The sequence below is a fragment of the Streptomyces sp. BR123 genome, from assembly GCF_013401435.1.
Classification (GTDB): domain Bacteria; phylum Actinomycetota; class Actinomycetes; order Streptomycetales; family Streptomycetaceae; genus Streptomyces.
This window is the reverse complement of the sequence record NZ_JACBGN010000169.1, coordinates 1-15,523: the sequence shown is the minus strand read 5'-3', so window position 1 is coordinate 15,523 and position 15,523 is coordinate 1. Positions and strand designations below refer to the sequence as shown.

The following is a 15,523-nucleotide window of genomic DNA, read 5'->3' as shown; positions in this document are numbered from 1 at the left end:
CCGAAGCAGCGCGCGGCTGCCTCCCCCGCCGCGGAGCACCCCTCCCCGCCGGACGGCCCGCTCCCCGCCGTCCCGACGGCAGGCCGCGAACAGGCCGACGGTCACCTCGGGCAGGGCGGCGGGGGAACCGGCCCGCAGTCCCCCGGTCCGCTGCCGACGGTGCGGGGCGAGCCGGGTGCGCCGCCGCCGCAGGCCCGGGCGCCGGAGGTGGAGGGGCCGCGCCGACTCCCGACGGGAGTACGAGGACGAGAGCCGGCGCGGCAGCGGCCGCAGCCGCCGAAGCGGCCCGCCGGGTCCGGGGTCGGGCATCGGGTCACGCTACGCAGCCCGCGGCCCCGTACCCGCCGCGCCACGCGGCCGGAGCCGCACCGCGCCCGAAACCCACCCGGTCGGCGGACCCGCGGCAGCCCAGCAGCGCGTACTCGGCAGCCCTTCAGCAGCCCCCGGCCGCCCCGCGGCGCCCTGTAGCAGCCCCGCCGCACGCTTGTGGGCAACCCGCCCAAACGCGCAGCCCCGGCCAGCAACTGCGCACAAAAAGGCAACAGTTGGACCGAAATCAACGCCGTGGTGCGACCGTTCACCCCTCCGGTGGTCGGGTTCGATTCCGTTCCCTACGACGGCGTGACCCCGGCCGCCGCTGCCCCGTTGATCCGGCAGGCCGGGAACCGCTCGGCCCGCCCTTGCTCGCCTAGTCCGAGGAGCCATCCCGTGCCCCGCATGCTCGACGTCAGTGATGAGGTACGTGCCGAGATCGGTGACGAAGAAGCCGAGAGGCTGCTCACCGGCGACGACGCACCGCGCAGTTACGACTGCACCTCCTGCCGCACCCCCGGGGACCCGGAGACCGACCGCACCAGCACCGTGCTGTTCGTCGGCGAGGAGACCGCCGTCCTCGCCTTCGCCCACGCCGGCTGCATCCCCTCCCAGGTCGTGAACGTCTCCGAGGAGCAGCTGCAGGGCGCCGTGCGCAGCATCACCGGTGACAGCCCCGCCCCGCAGGCGGCAGCCCCCGGCCCCGCCGGCTCCGTGCCGCGGAGCGTGCCCGGCGGCCAGGCGGTCCTCGGCATCACCAGCGGCCTGGTCCTGATCGGCGGCGAACTGCATCCCGCGCTCGTCGTCGAGCCGACCGCTCCGATCGCCCGCCCGGGCAGCGACGGGCCCGGCGACGACTTCCTGCCGCTCCTCATCGAGCAGGGCTTCCACTTCGTCACCGACACCGGCGAGGTGCCCTCCCCGCTCGCCGGGTGGTCGGTGCTGCTCGCTGCGGGTCAGCTGCACGCCGTGCTCCAGCCGGACCCGAGGGGCGGCAAGCCGGTCGCCTGGTGGCAGGCGCACCAGGCCCTGTCGGTCACCGATGGCTGGCGGACCGCCGTCAACAGGAACCAGCGCGTCCTCGTGTACGCCGCCCCGGTCGGCTCCATCGGCCAGCAGCCCCGCGAGGACCTGCTGCGCGAGGCGCTCGACCGGGCTGCCGCCGCCGGCCGGCTGGTGGCCGCCTCGATGCCGCTGGCAGGCACCCCGGGCGCCTGACTCCGAGCGACCCCGAACCGGCCGGCCCGCCCCTCACGAGGGGGCGGGTCGGCGTGCGCCGGAGGTGTGCGATCCGCCTCGCGCACGCCCGGCGATCTGCGTTTTTCCCGGCTTCCGGCCGCATCCGCGAGGGCCCGGGGTCGTTTGCTGATACGTGCATTCATACGACCCCTCCCGCGCCTCTGCCCATCCGAGCGCCGTCTCCCCGATGCGCCCCGTACGGGACCGGGACAGTGCTCCGACCGCCCCCTCGCACACCCCGATCTACGACACGCTGTGCTCGGAGTACCTGCGCGCCTTCCGGGCCCTGCCGGGCGACCGGACCGGCGAGGAGGACCTCGCCTTCACGGCGTTCTCCTACGGCGGCTCCTACACCGGCTCCGTGACCGTCACCGGCACGTACGGCGGCGGCTGGAGCGGCTCCGGCTGGCAGCCCGAGCCCTGGCAGCCCGCGTACGCGCCCGTGCCGGTGCAGATGCCGCAGCCCACGTACGCGTATGCCGCCACCGGCACCGCGACCGGCATGTACGCAGGCGGGCGACAGCACCAGACCGGGATGCACCACATCCCGGCGGCCCTGCCGCCCGCTCCGCGCCGCGGCTACTGACCCGGGCCCGGGAGACCGGACCCGACCGCTACCGCCGCCGCTGCTGCTACTTCTTCTTGTGCTGGGCGCCGCGCTTCTCGCGCACCCGCACGGAGATGTGGATCGGGGTGCCCTCGAAGCCGAACTCCTCGCGCAGACGACGCTCGATGAAGCGCCGGTAGCCGTGCTCCAGGAAGCCGGAGGCGAAGAGCACGAACCGCGGGGGCTTGCTGCCCGCCTGGGTGCCGAACAGAATGCGGGGCTGCTTGCCGCCGCGGATCGGGTGCGGGTGGGCCGCGACGATCTCGCCGAGGAAGGCGTTCAGCCGACCTGTCGGGACGCGCGTCTCCCAGCCCGCGAGGGCAGCCTCGATCGCCGGGACCAGCTTCTCCATGTGGCGGCCGGTCTTCGCCGAGACGTTGACCCGGGGCGCCCAGGAGACCTGCTGCATCTCGGTCTCGATCTCGCGCTCGAGGTAGTAGCGGCGCTCCTCGTCGAGCTGGTCCCACTTGTTGTAGGCGATCACGACGGCGCGGCCGGCCTCGACGGCCATGGTGATGATGCGCTGGTCCTGGACGCTGATGTTCTCGCTCGAGTCGATCAGGATGACCGCGACCTCCGCCTTCTCGACGGCGGCGGCGGTGCGCAGCGAGGCGTAGTAGTCGGCACCCTGCTGGAGGTGGACGCGCTTGCGGATGCCTGCGGTGTCGACGAACTTCCAGGTGACGCCGCCGAGTTCGATCAGCTCGTCGACCGGGTCGCGGGTGGTGCCGGCGAGCTCGTTGACGACGACCCGCTCCTCCCTGGCGACCTTGTTCAGGAGGGAGGACTTGCCGACGTTCGGGCGGCCGATGAGCGCGATGCGGCGCGGGCCGCCGAGCGGTCCGCCGCCGAAGGACTGCGCGGGGGCCTCCGGCAGCGCCTCCAGGACGGCGTCGAGCAGGTCGCCCGTGCCGCGGCCGTGCAGGGAGGACACCGGGTAGGGCATGCCGAGGCCGAGGGACCAGAGCGTGGCCGCGTCGGCCTCGCCGGACTGGCCGTCGACCTTGTTCGCGCACAGGACGACGGGCTTCCCGGCGCGGCGCAGCAGCTTGACGACGGCCTCGTCGCTGTCCGTGGCGCCGACCTTGGAGTCGACGACGAAGACGACCGCGTCGGCGGTCTCGATGGCGTACTCGGCCTGGGCGGCGACGGCGGCGTCGATGCCGAGGACGTCCTGCTCCCAGCCGCCCGTGTCGACGACCTTGAAGCGGCGGCCGGCCCATTCGGCCTCGTAGGTCACACGGTCGCGGGTGACGCCCGGCTTGTCCTCGACGACCGCCTCGCGGCGGCCGATGATGCGGTTCACCAGGGTCGACTTGCCGACGTTCGGGCGGCCGACGACGGCGAGGACGGGGAGCGGGCCGTGGCCCGCCTCCTCGATCGCGTCCCCGACCTCTTCCGGGTCGAAGCCTTCCTCCGCGGCGAGCTCCATGAACTCCGCGTACTCGGCGTCGCCAAGCGCTCCGTGGTCGTGCTGGTCGTTCATGAAGTCCGTTCCTCGTCGTTCGTGGTGATCGGTGGCAGCCGGGCGGGGGTCCCCCGCCGCCTCCGCGGGCCGGTGCCCGCGGAGGCTGCCACTACTGGGTCAAGTCTCGCTCAGCGCCCGGTGAGGCGCTTGGCGTCGGCCAGGTGTGCGGTGAGCCTGCTCTGGATGCGGACGGTTGCCTCGTCCAGGGCGGTACGGGTACGGCGGCCGGTGCCGTCGCCCGCGTCGAAGGGGGAGCCGAAGACGATGTCGACCCGGCTCTTGAAGGGCGGCAGACCCCGTATCAGGCGCCCCTGGCGGTCGGTGCTGCCCAGGACTGCGACGGGCACGACGGGCGCGCCGCTGCGGACCGCGAAGTAGGCCAGTCCGGCGCGCAGGGAGGCGAAGTCGCCCTCGCCCCGGGTGCCCTCGGGGAAGATCCCCAGGGCGCCGCCGTTCTCGAGGACGGCCAGGGCCTTCGTGATCGCGGTGCGGTCGCTGCCCGAGCGGTCGACCTTGACCTGGCCGATGCCGTCGAGGAAGGTCCCGAGCGGGCCGACGTACGCCTCCTTCTTGATCAGGAAGTGCAGCGGCCGGGGCGCCGTGCCCATGACCATGGGCCCGTCGATGTTGTGGGCGTGGTTGACGGCGAGGATGACGGGGCCCGAGGCGGGAACGCGCCAGGCTCCCAGTACGCGGGGCTTCCACAGCCCGTACATGAGCCCGACGCCGATCCGCCGGCCGACCGCCGCACCCTTGAGGGAGGGCGTGTCGCTCACTTGCGGCCCGCCCCCGCCCGCTTCTCCTCGACCAGGGTCACGACGCACTCGACGACCTGCTCCAGGGTCAGCTCGGTGGTGTCCACCTCGACGGCGTCGTCGGCCTTGGCCAGCGGCGAGGTCTTGCGGCCGGAGTCGGCCGCGTCCCGCTTGATCAGGGCTTCCCTGGTGGCCGCCAGGTCGGTGGCCTCCTTGCCCCGCAGCTCGCCGCTGCGGCGGGCGGCGCGGGCTTCGGCGGAGGCGGTGAGGAAGATCTTCAGATCGGCGTCGGGGAGGACGGTGGTGCCGATGTCCCGGCCCTCGACGACGATCCCGCCCTCCGGGGCGGCGGACACGGCGATGGTGCGCTGCAGCTCGGTGATCAGAGTGCGGACCTCGGGTACGGCGCTGACGGCGCTGACCTTGGAGGTGACTTCCCGGGTCCGGATCGGGCCGGAGGCGTCCAGCCCGTCGACGGTGATCGTCGGCGCGGCCGGGTCCGTCCCGGAGACGATGGTCGGCTTGCCGGCGGCCACGGCGACGGCCTGCGGGTCGTCGGTGTCGACGCCGTTGCTGATCATCCACCAGGTGATGGCCCGGTACTGGGCACCGGTGTCCAGGTAGCGCAGCCCGAGCTTGGCGGCCACGGCCTTGGAGGTGCTGGACTTGCCCGTGCCGGAGGGACCGTCGATGGCGACGATCACGGCGGACGGAGCTGCGGTTTCCACGGTGCGGGCACCTTCCTGGTTGCGCGGGCGTGTCAGGGCGCGACAAAGCACCCCTGCCCAAGGTTACCGGCCCGCGCCGCGATCACCGCCCGCCCGGTCCCGGACCAGGGCCGGGAGGCCGGGCGGGGCGGCGCGGAGCCCGCCCGAAACCGGCCCTGAGCGGGGGTGGCCACCGCCGCCGCAGCGCCCGGCCGCCACCGTCCGCACCTGCGACCCTCCGCACAGTGACGACTACTGCCGCCGCAGGGCCCAGCCGCGGTCGCGGAGCTCGGCGGTCAGGGCGGCCGCGGCCCGCGGATCGACCATCAGCTGCACCAGGCCCGCCTGCTGCCCCGTCGCGTGCTCGATCCGCACGTCCTCGATGTTGACCCCGGCCCGGCCCGCGTCCGCGAAGATCCGGGCGAGCTCGCCCGGCTGGTCGCTGATCAGGACGGCCACCGTCTCGTACGCCATCGGGGCCGTGCCGTGCTTGCCCGGCACCCGCCCCCGACCCGTGTTGCCGCGGCGCAGCACGTCCTCGATGCCGGACGCTCCTGCGCGCCGCTTCTCCACGTCTGCGGATTCCAGGGCGCGCAGCGCCTCGACCGTCGCGTCCAGGTCGGCGGCGATGCCGGCGAGGACGTCGGCGACCGGCCCCGGGTTCGCGGAGAGGATCTCCACCCACATCCGCGGGTCGGAGGCCGCGATCCGGGTGACGTCGCGGATCCCCTGGCCGCAGAGCCGTACGGCGGTCTCGTCCGCCTCCTCCAGGCGCGCGGCGACCATGCTCGACACCAGCTGCGGGGTGTGCGAGACGAGCGCGACCGCCCGGTCGTGCGCGTCGGCGTCCATCACGACGGGGACGGCCTTGCACAGGGCGACCAGTTCCAGCGCGAGGTTCAGCACCTCGTGGTCGGTCTCCCGGGTCGGGGTCAGCACCCACGGCCGGCCCTCGAAGAGGTCCGCGGTCGCGGCGAGCGGCCCGGACTGCTCCTTGCCGGCCATGGGATGGGTGCCGATGTAGGCGGTGGTGTCCACGCCGAGCGCCGCCAGCTCCCGCCGCGGCCCTCCCTTGACGCTGGCCACGTCCACGTACGCGCGGGCCAGGCCCCGGCCGATCGCCTCGGCCAGGGTCGCGGCCACGTGGGCCGGCGGCACGGCGATGACCGCGAGGTCGACCGGACCGTCGGGCGCCTCGTCGGTGCCGGCGCCGAGGGAGGCGGCCGTACGGGCCTGGGCCGGGTCGTGGTCGGCCAGGTGGACGGTGATCCCGCGGGCGGACAGGGCGAGCGCCGCGGAGGTGCCGATCAGTCCGGTTCCGATGACGACGGCGGTTCTCACGGGCGCTCCAGGGGTGGCGGTGTTGCGTTACGGCACGTCAGGCCAAGCCTAGCCAGCCCTCGCGCCGCACCGGAAAAGCTTCAAGCCGTACGGAGACGGAACGGAACGACACGGCACGGAACGGAACGGCACGGCACGGCACCGGGCCACCGGCTTGCCGGGGCAGGGCGCCGGGCGACCGGCCGCCCGCCCCGGGCAGGGCCGCGCCGCGCCGCGTCACGGGCGACACGCACCGGCTGCGGTACAACGATCCGCATGATCTTCCACATCGTCCCCCTCTCCGACTGGACCGCCGCACCCGACCTCCCGTACGCCCCGCCCTCCCTCGACTCCGAGGGGTTCGTGCACTGCTCCGCGGACCGGCCGACGGCGCTCGGGATCGCGGACGCGCACTACCGGGACGTCCCGGGGCCGCTGTTGGCGGTCGAGCTGGACGAACGGGCCCTGACCTCGGAGGTGAGCCGGGAGGGTGAATCGGGCGGCCGCTACCCGCACGTCCACGGTCCGCTGGACCGGGCGGCCGTGATCCGCCTCTGGGAGGTGGTCCGCCGGGCCGGCGCCCCGGCGGAGCTGGCCCCGTGGGAGCCGGGTTCCTGAACCTGCGGCGCGGCGGGCGGCACCCGGGCCGGCCGCACGCCAGGATGCTCCTCGCGAATCCCCCACCCGGCGGCCCCGGCCACCCCGGCCACCCGGCGACCGGGCGGCCCCGCCGCGGCCTTGAACGAGGAGCAGCGCATGAGCAAGGCCCGGCCCACCGCCCGACGCGCCGTACTGGCGGCAGGAGCCGTCGCCGCCCTGTCCGGCGGTGCGCTCACCGGCTGCGGCGGCGACGGCGAGGAGACCCCGCAGACCCTGCCGAAGGGCGAATCTCCCGCGGGTACGTCCGCGGCGTCGCCCACGAGGGCCGGCGACGCGTCGCGGACGCTCGTGAAGGCGTCGGCGGTGCCGGTGGGCGGCGGCACGGTCATCACCGCCAGGAAGCTGGTGGTCACGCAGCCGTCGGCCGGGACGTTCCGCTGCTTCACGGCGGTGTGCACGCACCAGGGCTGCCTGGTGAACAAGGTGGCCGACGGCACGATCGACTGCCCCTGCCACGGCAGCAGGTACAACGTGTCGGACGGTGCCGTGGTGCACGGCCCGGCGACCCGCCCGCTGGCCCGGCAGAACATCGCGGTCTCCCCGTCGGGTGACATCACCCTGGCCTGAGGCCCGGTCCGGCCTGCCCCGTAATCCCTTCGCGAGGGGTCCGGGCGGCTGCGTAAGCTCCCGGAATGACCGCCGCACCCGAGCTGCCCGCCGAAGCCCCGGACCACCACGCCCTGGTACGCGACCACACGGTCTACGCGTGCGTGATGGGTTCCCGTGCGTTCGGCCTGGCGACGGAGGCGAGCGACACCGACCGGCGCGGCGTCTACCTCGCCCCGACGCCGCTGTTCTGGCGCTTCGAGAAGCCGCCGACCCATGTGGAGGGCCCGCGGGAGGAGGAGTTCAGCTGGGAGCTGGAGCGCGTCTGCGAACTCGCCCTGCGCGCCAATCCGAACATCCTGGAGGTCCTGCACTCCCCCCTGGTGGAGACCCTCACCCCGGTCGGGGAGGAGCTCCTCTCGCTCCGCGAGGCGTTCCTCTCCCGCCGGGCCCACGCCACCTTCACCCGGTACGCGGCCTCCCAGCACGCGAAGCTCCGGGCGGACGTCCGCACCCACGGAGCCCCGCGCTGGAAGCACGCCATGCACCTGGTGCGGCTGCTCCTGTCCTGCCGCGACCTGCTCCGCACGGGCCGCCTGGCCATCGACGCCACCCCGCACCGCGACCGCCTCCTCGCCCTGAAACGCGGCGAACTCACCTGGCCCGAGGTGGAGTCCTGGGTGACCCGCCTCGCGGAGGAGTCCGAGGCGGCCCTGACGACCACCCCCCTCCCGGAATCCCCGGACCACGCCCGGGTCGAGTCCTTCCTCACCCACACCCGCCGGGCGTCAGCGGTGCGGTGGGCGGTGGCGGACGACGAAGTCGTCCAGCGCGGCATGCGCGGTGGCCCCGTCGGGGAGGGCTGACCCGGCCTGGGCGGCGTCCAGGACCGCGTGCAGGGCCTGGAAGTCCCGTCCGATGCGTGCTTCGTCGGCGCCGGCGGCCGGACCGTGCTCGGCGGCGGCCTTGGCCTCGATGAGCTCGGCCAGGTACGGCGGGGCACCGGTCACCTCGCCCAGCAGGGTCGGCAGATCGGCCCGGACCTCGCCGGAGCGCATCAGGTGGATGCCGGTCAGCAGCGCGCGGAAGGCGTAGAGCAGCGGTTTGAGCTCGCCGGTCTTGCCGAAGAGCCGCCACTGGGTGTTCGCGAATCCCCGGTAGTGGTGGGCGTGGTGCGCGGTCAGCACGCCCGGGGCGAGGGCGACGAGTTCGGCGTGCGCCGGGGTCGTGTGGACGACCAGGGGTGAGAGCAGCTGTTCCAGGACGTACCCGTTGCGGCCCAGCATCAGGCGCACGAACTTGCGCAGGTCGTGCGTGACGAGGTCCATCTCCACGCCGTCCCGGTCCCACATGCGGGTCCTGGTCTCCTCCGGCTCGCCGAGCCCGAGGAGGGCGGCCGCCGGCAGTACGTGGACGCCGCGCAGGTCGATGTCGGAGTCGCGGGAGGGGAAGCCGTACAGGTGGGCGCCGGAGACGGTGGCGAACAGCAGCGGGTCGGGTTGGTCGGCGATGACGGACGTCAGGTCCGCGGTCATGGCGTCGAGCACGGGTCACGCGTCCCAGAGGGTGGCGAAGGCGGTGAGGTCCTCGCGGTATTCGATGACCGACGTCCAGTCCTCGGGCCAGGCGGCCGCGCCGAGGTGGGCTCCCGCGAAGGCGCCGGCCAGGCAGGCTATGGAGTCCGAGTCGCCCGCGGTGCAGGCGGCGCGGCGCAGGGCCGTGAGGGGCTCGTCCGGGAAGAGGAGGAAGCACTGGAGGGCCGTGGCCAGGGCTTCTTCCGCGATCCAGCCTTCGCCCGTGGTGAGGCAGGGGTCCGTTTCCGGGGAGGGCGTCTTCAACGCCGCCGTCAGGCGGTCCAGGGCGGCCAGGCACTCGTCCCAGCCGCGGGCCATGAAGGACTGCGGGGTGGCGTCCGAGGCGGTGCGCATCCAGAGGTCGCCGAGCCAGCGCTCGTGGTAGCGGGTGCGGTTGTCCAGGGCGTACGAGCGGAGGAGGCCGACCAGGCCCGTGACCTCCGTGCCCCGGGCCAGCAGCCAGACCGCCCGGGCCGTCAGGTCCGAGGCCGCGAGGGCGGTGGGGTGGCCGTGGGTGAGGGCCGACTGGAGCTGGGCGGCGCCGGCGCGTTCCTCCTCCGTCCAGCCGGGGACGAGGCCTATCGGGGCGACGCGCATGTTCGCGCCGCAGCCCTTGGAGCCGATCTGGCTGGCGTCCCGCCAGTCCCGGGCCGGGTCCTTGAGGAGGCTGCAGGCGCGCAGGCAGGTGTTGCCGGGGGCGCGGTTGTTCTCCGGGGACCGGTACCAGTCGACGAATTCCTCGCGGACCGGCCGGGTGAGGCGGAGCGGGGTCAGCGGGCCGCGGTCCGTGGCCGTGCGGATGCCGCGGGCGAGGGCCAGGGTCATCTGGGTGTCGTCCGTGACGATCGCCGGGCGGGGCAGGCGCATCTGCCGCCACGGGCCGGTCTTCGCCAGGATCGACGGCACGTCGTTGAACTCCGTGGGGAAGCCCAGCGCGTCCCCGAGGGCCAGGCCCAGGAGGGAGCCCGTGGCCGGGCGTTTCGTCGCCGTCTTCTTCGTCATGTCGTCGGGGTTCCTTCCGGGGGCGTGGACGTGTGCGTGGGGCGGAGCAGCGGGGGGTGCAGGGCGGTGGCCGGTCCGGCCCGGTAGAGGGCGGCCGGTTTGCCGCGTCCGCCGGTGAGCCGGGCGGCCCCCGGCACGGCTTCGACGAAGCCGGGGGTGGCGAGGACCTTGCGGCGGAAGTTGGGGCGGTCCAGGGCGGTGTCCCAGACGGTCTCGTAGACGGACCGGAGCTCGCCGAGGGTGAATTCGGGTGGGCAGAAGGCGGTGGCCAGGCAGGTGTACTCCAGCTTGGCGCCGATCCGGGAGCGGGCGTCGGCGAGGATCACCGCGTGGTCGAAGGCCAGGGGCCCGGCCTCCCCCACCGGCATCCAGCGGGCGCGGTCCGCGTCGCCGCCGCCCTCCGCCGCAGGCTCGGGCATGTCCGGGACGAGGGCGGTGAAGGCCACCGACACCACCCGCATCCGGGGGTCGCGGTCCGGTTCGCTGTACGTGCGCAGCTGCTCCAGGTGGAGGGCCGCGACCACCGGCTCCGGCAGGCCGGTCTCCTCGGCCAGTTCGCGGCGGGCCGCGGTCTCCGCGGACTCGCGGGGCAGGACGAAGCCGCCGGGGAGGGCCCAGGCGCCTGCGTACGGGTCCTGCCCGCGCCGGATCAGCAGGACGTGGAGGGCGGCGTCGCGGACGGTGAAGACGGCCAGGTCGACCGTCACCGCGAAGGGGGCGAAGGCGTGCGGGTCGTAGTCGTGGTCCGGCTCCGGTTCCGTCATCGTCCGTCAGCGCCTTTCCGGGAGGGGGTGGGTGAAGTGGCGGCCCTCGGCGAGGAGTTCGTCGACCGCCTCGACCGCCGTTCGCAGGCGCGTCGCGCGGTCGCCGCGGATGATCAGGTGGCGCCGTCCGGTGCGTTCCAGTTCCTCGCGGAAGCGGTCCGTCATCCACGGCCGCAGGTGCGGGCCGTCGCGCAGGCCGTCGTCCTCGAAGGGGACGTCCGTGTGGTCCGTCAGCAGGTACAGGTCGCGCCGGCGCGCGGCGCCGATCCGCTCGACCTCCTCGTTGCGGCCGCCCGTGTACCGCTCGTGCCAGATGCCGGTGGTGAAGGAGTCGGTGTCGCAGAAGAGGACGGGCGAGCCCGCGCGGGCCGCCTGTTCCTCGTCCTCGTCCTGGCGGCGGGCGATGACCGGGAACTCGTCGGAGGTGAACTCCACGTCCTCCCAGGTCGCCGCCGGGTCGGCGGTGCGGGCGGCGGCGAGTTTCTCCTCGCTGTACCGGCGGCCGTACTCGGCGACCCAGCCGGTTTCCGCCCACACCCCGCCGCGGCCCCGGTAGTGCTCGGCGAGCGCCCGCGACAGGGTCGTCGTCCCGGTGGACTCGGCGCCGAGGACGACGACCCGCCGGGCCAGTGCGGCCCGGACCGCGGGGCTCAGGTAGGGCCAGCAGCGGACGGGGTCGGCGCGGACCGCCGTCCCGGAGACCGGGAAGCGGGTCCGGCCGGGGTCCACGAGGACCTCCTCGGCCCCGAAGCGCCGGGCGAGCTCCGTCCCGTACTCCTCCGAGGTGAAGACGGCGTCCACCGGCTCGGGCACCGCGCCCCGGAAGACGGCCATGTGCGCGTCCCAGATCGCCGGGTCGTGCAGGTCCACGGGGATGTCGTCGACCGCGCCGACGACCCGTACGCCCGGCTGCCGGTGCGTGTCCCGCATCCAGGCGACCCGGTCGGCGAGCGGCACCGACTCGACGGAGGCCGCGCAGACCAGCACGGTCAGCCGCTCGCACTGCGCGGCCGCGGTGTCCACCAGGTGGTGGTGGCCGGCGTGCGGCGGGTAGAACTTGCCGAGCACCAGCCCGTGTCCGTACGTCCTGGGTGCGCCGCTCATGCCGCCGCCTCCGCAGTGCTGCCGCCGGTACGGCCGGCCGCGCCCGGGAGCGTGCGCCGCCAGCCGATCAGGCCGGCCACGCACAGGGCGAGGAAGCCGACGTAGAGGGCTGCGGTCAGGTACAGGCCCTTGTACGCGTACAGCGGGATGTAGACGAGGTCCGCGGCGATCCACAGCCACCACGATTCGACGAGCTTGCGGCACTGGCCGTAGGTGGCCATGAGCGAGAGCCCGGTGGTCAGCGCGTCCCAGATCGGGACGGTGGAGTCCGTGGCCCGGTCCAGCAGCAGTGTGAGGGCGAGCACCCCCACCGCCCCCGCCGCGGCCAGTACGGCCCATTCGGTGCGCGTGGTGCGGCGCACCGGCAGGGCCCCGGCGGTTCCTGGTCCACCCCCGTGGGTCCAGGACCACCAGCCGTACGCGGCGAGGGCGATGAAGACGAGTTGCAGGCCGGCGTCGGCGTACAGGCCGGCCTGGGCGAACAGCACGATGAAGAAGACGTTGTTGGCGATGCCGACCGGCCAGTTGGCGATGTGCTGCCGGGCCACGAGCCAGACGCACAGGGCCCCGGTGGCGAACCCGAGTACTTCGGTCCAGCTCACGAGAGCATCGACCCCCCTCACTCCCTTAATGGTCAGCATGACTATAAACAGTGGGGGAGGTGTCGGGCAAGCAAAAAGCCCGCAGTGCCAAGGGCACTGCGGGCTCCGTCGCGGACGGCGGCCGGCGGACCGTCGTCCTACAGGCCGACCTCGCGCATCAGCATGCCGACCTCGGTGTTGCTCAGGCGGCGCAGCCAGCCCGACTTCTGGTCGCCCAGCTCGATCGGGCCGAAGGCGGTGCGGACGAGCTTCTCGACCGGGAAGCCGGCCTCCGCCAGCATCCGGCGGACGATGTGCTTGCGGCCCTCGTGGAGGGTCACCTCGACCATGTAGTTCTTGCCGACCTGGTCGAGGACGCGGAAGTGGTCCGCGCGCGCCCAGCCGTCCTCCAGCTCGATGCCGTCCTTGAGCTTCTTGCCGATGTCGCGGGGCAGCGGGCCGGTGATGGCGGCGACGTACGTCTTCTTCACGCCGTACTTCGGGTGCGTGAGGCGGTGGGCCAGCTCACCGTGGTTGGTGAGGAGGATGACGCCCTCGGTCTCCGTGTCGAGCCGGCCCACGTGGAAGAGCCGGGTCTCGCGGTTGGTGACGTAGTCGCCCAGGCACTGCCGGCCGTCCGGGTCCTCCATCGTGGAGACGACGCCGACCGGCTTGTTCAGCGCGAAGAACAGGTACGACTGGGTGGCGACGGTCAGGCCGTCCACCTTGATCTCGTCCTTGGGCAGGACGCGCTTGCCCTGCTCCGTGACGATCTCGCCGTTGACCTCGACGCGGGCCTGCTCGATCAGCTCCTCGCAGGCGCGCCGCGAGCCCATGCCGGCCCGGGCGAGCACCTTCTGCAGCCGCTCGCCCTCCTGCTCGGCGCCCGGGAAGGTCTTCGGGGTCTTGATCACCGGCTTGTCGGCGTACCGGTCGCGTACGCGCTCCTCGATCCGGGCCTCGAACTCTCGCGACCGGGAGGGGCCGCCGTAGCCGGCCTCGCCGCGCCGGGCGCCGCCGCCGTAGCCGCCCTGGCCGCTGCCGTAGCCGCCCTGGCCGCGCTGGCCGCCCTGGCCGCCCTGGCCGCCGGGCTTCTTCGGGCCGCCCTTGGCACCGCCGCGCGCGGCCGCGCCGCGGGAGCCGCGGGTGCGCTCACCCTCGGGGCCGACGTCGTAGAGCCGCTCCTCCGGGCGCGGACGGCGCGGACGCTGCGGCGCGCCGCCCGCCCGGTCGTCGCGCGCGTTGCCGGCGCCGCGGTAGTTGCCGCGCCCGCGCCCGTCTCCGCCCTTGCGGCTGCCGCCGCCGCCCGTGTTCCGGTTGCCGCCGTTGCCGTTGCCGCTGCTTCGCATCAAAGTTCCGTCGTCTTGTCGTCTTCTTCGGTGTCCGGTGCGTCCGGATCGAACGACGGAACACCTTCCTGCGTCTCGGCTTCGATCGCGTCCGCCTCGGGGAGGAAGGGCGCGAGCTCCGGGAGCTCGTCCAGGCCGCGCAGGCCCATCCGCTCCAGAAAGTAGTTCGTCGTCCTGTACAGGATCGCACCTGTTTCGGGTTCCGTGCCCGCCTCGGCCACCAGACCCCGCTGCAGCAGGGTCCGCATGACCCCGTCGCAGTTCACCCCGCGCACCGCGGAGACCCGGGATCGGCTGACCGGCTGCCGGTACGCGACCACGGCCAGGGTCTCCAGGGCGGCCTGGGTCAGGCGGGCCTGCTGCCCGTCCAGGACGAACCTCTCGACGGCCGCCGCGTACCGGGGCCGGGTGTAGAACCGCCAGCCTCCGGCGACGAGCCGCAGCTCGAAGCCGCGCTGCTGGAGGGTGTACTCGTCGGCGAGCTCGCGCAGGGCGTCGGCCACCTCCCGGGGGGTGCGGTCGAGGACCTTCGCGAGGTGCGCCTCGGTCGCGGGCTCGTCCACGACCATGAGGACGGCCTCCAGGGCGGGCTTCAACGCCATCCCCCCCACACCGACGTCGCCGCTGACGCCGTCACCCCTGTTGTCGTCGTCTCTGCTGTCGTCGCTCATGCGCTCATCCCACGTGCTCGTTCTCATTCCGTGACGTCCACGGGCCGGTCGAACTCGTCCGTCACGACGGGCATGCCGTCGCCGTCCCCGCCGGTCCAGCGGACGGTGAGGGTCCGCAGGGCCTCCTCCTGGTCGAGGACCACCGCTCTCTCGCGGTACAGCTCCAGGAGGGCGAGGAAGCGGGCGACGACGGTGAGGGTGTCGCCGGTGTCCTCGGTGAGGTCCTGGAAGGTGGCCGTGCCGCGCTCCTTGAGGAGCGCGACCACCACGGCCGCCTGCTCGCGCACGCTGACCAGCGGCGCGTGGATGTGGTCCACGTAGACCTGCGGCTTGGCCTTGGGCTGCATGGCCTTGACCGCGAGGCGGGCGAGCCCTTCGGCGCCGATGCCGATGACCACGTCGGGCAGGAGCTCGGCGTGGTGGGGCTCCAGGCCGACGGTGCGGGCGTGGCGCTTGCCCTCGGCCTCGTTCCGCTCCTCCAGGATCGCGGCGATCCGCTTGTACGCGCGGTACTGGAGCAGACGCGCGAAGAGCAGGTCGCGGGCTTCGAGGAGGGCGAGGTCGGCCTCGTCCTCGACCTCGGCGGCGGGCAGCAGCCGGGCGGCCTTGAGATCGAGCAGGGTCGCGGCCACGACGAGGAACTCGGTGGTCTGGTCGAGATCCCAGTCGGCGCCCATGGCGCGGATGTGCGCCATGAACTCGTCGGTGACCTTGGAGAGGGCGACCTCGGTGACGTCGAGCTTGTGCCGGGAGATCAGTTGGAGCAAGAGGTCGAAGGGGCCCTCGAAGTTGGCGAGCCGGAGCGTGAACCGCCCGTCGCCGACCCGCGCGGGCTCCTCGCCGCCCCCTTCCGCGGGCCTCCCC

General features: G+C 73.8%; 18 protein-coding genes. 5 read left to right on the top strand and 13 right to left on the bottom strand.

All coding sequences use genetic code 11. From position 1 onward, the window contains the following. Nucleotides 1-309: hypothetical protein (locus HYE82_RS37340; RefSeq protein ID WP_218782974.1), on the bottom strand; the 309-nt coding region annotated here is incomplete at its 3' end. Nucleotides 310-708: 399 nt separating this feature from the next. On the opposite strand from HYE82_RS37340, the gene HYE82_RS23530 reads away from it, so the two are divergent. Together HYE82_RS23530 and HYE82_RS23525 are read left to right on the top strand one after the other, a co-directional pair. Beyond that, nucleotides 709-1,530 (top strand): hypothetical protein, encoded by an 822-nt coding sequence (locus HYE82_RS23530; RefSeq protein ID WP_179176132.1) that lies wholly within the window; start codon nt 709-711, stop codon nt 1,528-1,530. Between the two features lie 208 nt (nt 1,531-1,738). Further along, complete coding sequence (locus tag HYE82_RS23525; RefSeq protein ID WP_179176131.1) at nt 1,739-2,137, top strand: hypothetical protein; 399 nt, start codon at nt 1,739-1,741, stop codon at nt 2,135-2,137. 46 nt (nt 2,138-2,183) lie between these two features. Here HYE82_RS23525 and der read toward each other — a convergent pair whose 3' ends face one another. The 4 genes from der to HYE82_RS23505 all read right to left on the bottom strand — a co-directional run bounded on the left by der (nt 2,184) and on the right by HYE82_RS23505 (nt 6,429). Further along, nucleotides 2,184-3,644 carry a ribosome biogenesis GTPase Der gene (gene der, locus HYE82_RS23520; protein ID WP_179176130.1) on the bottom strand — a complete coding sequence of 487 codons (1,461 nt, stop codon included), beginning with the start codon at nt 3,642-3,644 and terminating at the stop codon, nt 2,184-2,186. Between the two features lie 110 nt (nt 3,645-3,754). Further along, complete coding sequence (locus HYE82_RS23515; protein WP_179176129.1) at nt 3,755-4,402, bottom strand: 1-acyl-sn-glycerol-3-phosphate acyltransferase; 648 nt, start codon at nt 4,400-4,402, stop codon at nt 3,755-3,757. Next, nucleotides 4,399-5,109 carry a (d)CMP kinase gene (gene cmk / locus HYE82_RS23510; protein ID WP_179176128.1) on the bottom strand — a complete coding sequence of 237 codons (711 nt, stop codon included), beginning with the start codon at nt 5,107-5,109 and terminating at the stop codon, nt 4,399-4,401. Before cmk ends, HYE82_RS23515 begins: the two co-directional genes overlap by 4 nt. Before the next feature lie 231 nt (nt 5,110-5,340). Next, nucleotides 5,341-6,429: a prephenate dehydrogenase gene (locus HYE82_RS23505; protein WP_179176127.1), complete on the bottom strand. Its 1,089-nt coding sequence runs from the start codon at nt 6,427-6,429 to the stop codon at nt 5,341-5,343. 255 nt (nt 6,430-6,684) lie between these two features. Here HYE82_RS23505 and HYE82_RS23500 point away from each other — a divergent pair, with 255 nt between their 5' ends. The 3 genes from HYE82_RS23500 (at nt 6,685) to HYE82_RS23490 (ending at nt 8,480) form a co-directional block, all read left to right on the top strand. Further along, entirely contained in the window at nt 6,685-7,026 is a 342-nt protein-coding gene (locus HYE82_RS23500) for a DUF952 domain-containing protein (RefSeq protein WP_179176126.1), read from the top strand. Nucleotides 7,027-7,164: 138 nt separating this feature from the next. Next, nucleotides 7,165-7,635, top strand: coding sequence for a ubiquinol-cytochrome c reductase iron-sulfur subunit (locus HYE82_RS23495; protein WP_179176125.1), 471 nt, complete (start codon nt 7,165-7,167; stop codon nt 7,633-7,635). A gap of 65 nt (nt 7,636-7,700) precedes the next feature. Then, a complete protein-coding gene (locus HYE82_RS23490; RefSeq protein ID WP_179176124.1) occupies nt 7,701-8,480 on the top strand; it encodes a nucleotidyltransferase domain-containing protein in 780 nt (259 codons plus the stop codon). Here HYE82_RS23490 and HYE82_RS23485 read toward each other — a convergent pair. From HYE82_RS23485 to HYE82_RS23450, 8 genes are all read right to left on the bottom strand, one after another. After that, a complete protein-coding gene (locus tag HYE82_RS23485) occupies nt 8,403-9,161 on the bottom strand; it encodes a nucleotidyltransferase domain-containing protein (RefSeq protein ID WP_179176123.1) in 759 nt (252 codons plus the stop codon). The genes HYE82_RS23490 and HYE82_RS23485 overlap by 78 nt on opposite strands. A gap of 3 nt (nt 9,162-9,164) precedes the next feature. After that, nucleotides 9,165-10,190 carry an ADP-ribosylglycohydrolase family protein gene (locus HYE82_RS23480; RefSeq protein ID WP_179176122.1) on the bottom strand — a complete coding sequence of 342 codons (1,026 nt, stop codon included), beginning with the start codon at nt 10,188-10,190 and terminating at the stop codon, nt 9,165-9,167. Beyond that, the gene (locus HYE82_RS23475; protein ID WP_179176121.1) at nt 10,187-10,954 is read right to left on the bottom strand and encodes an NUDIX domain-containing protein; all 768 of its coding nucleotides are present in this window, start codon (nt 10,952-10,954) and stop codon (nt 10,187-10,189) included. The genes HYE82_RS23480 and HYE82_RS23475 overlap by 4 nt, the downstream gene beginning before the upstream one ends. A gap of 6 nt (nt 10,955-10,960) precedes the next feature. Then, complete coding sequence (locus HYE82_RS23470) at nt 10,961-12,058, bottom strand: AAA family ATPase (RefSeq protein ID WP_179176120.1); 1,098 nt, start codon at nt 12,056-12,058, stop codon at nt 10,961-10,963. After that, complete coding sequence (pnuC, locus tag HYE82_RS23465) at nt 12,055-12,699, bottom strand: nicotinamide riboside transporter PnuC (protein WP_179176119.1); 645 nt, start codon at nt 12,697-12,699, stop codon at nt 12,055-12,057. Before pnuC ends, HYE82_RS23470 begins: the two co-directional genes overlap by 4 nt. A 98-nt stretch (nt 12,700-12,797) precedes the next feature. Next, nucleotides 12,798-13,988 carry a pseudouridine synthase gene (locus tag HYE82_RS23460; protein ID WP_179176118.1) on the bottom strand — a complete coding sequence of 397 codons (1,191 nt, stop codon included), beginning with the start codon at nt 13,986-13,988 and terminating at the stop codon, nt 12,798-12,800. Beyond that, nucleotides 13,988-14,590: an SMC-Scp complex subunit ScpB gene (gene scpB / locus HYE82_RS23455; protein WP_179176134.1), complete on the bottom strand. Its 603-nt coding sequence runs from the start codon at nt 14,588-14,590 to the stop codon at nt 13,988-13,990. The genes HYE82_RS23460 and scpB overlap by 1 nt, the downstream gene beginning before the upstream one ends. Nucleotides 14,591-14,682: 92 nt before the next feature. Next, nucleotides 14,683-15,523: ScpA family protein (locus HYE82_RS23450; protein ID WP_256987585.1), on the bottom strand; the 841-nt coding region annotated here is incomplete at its 5' end.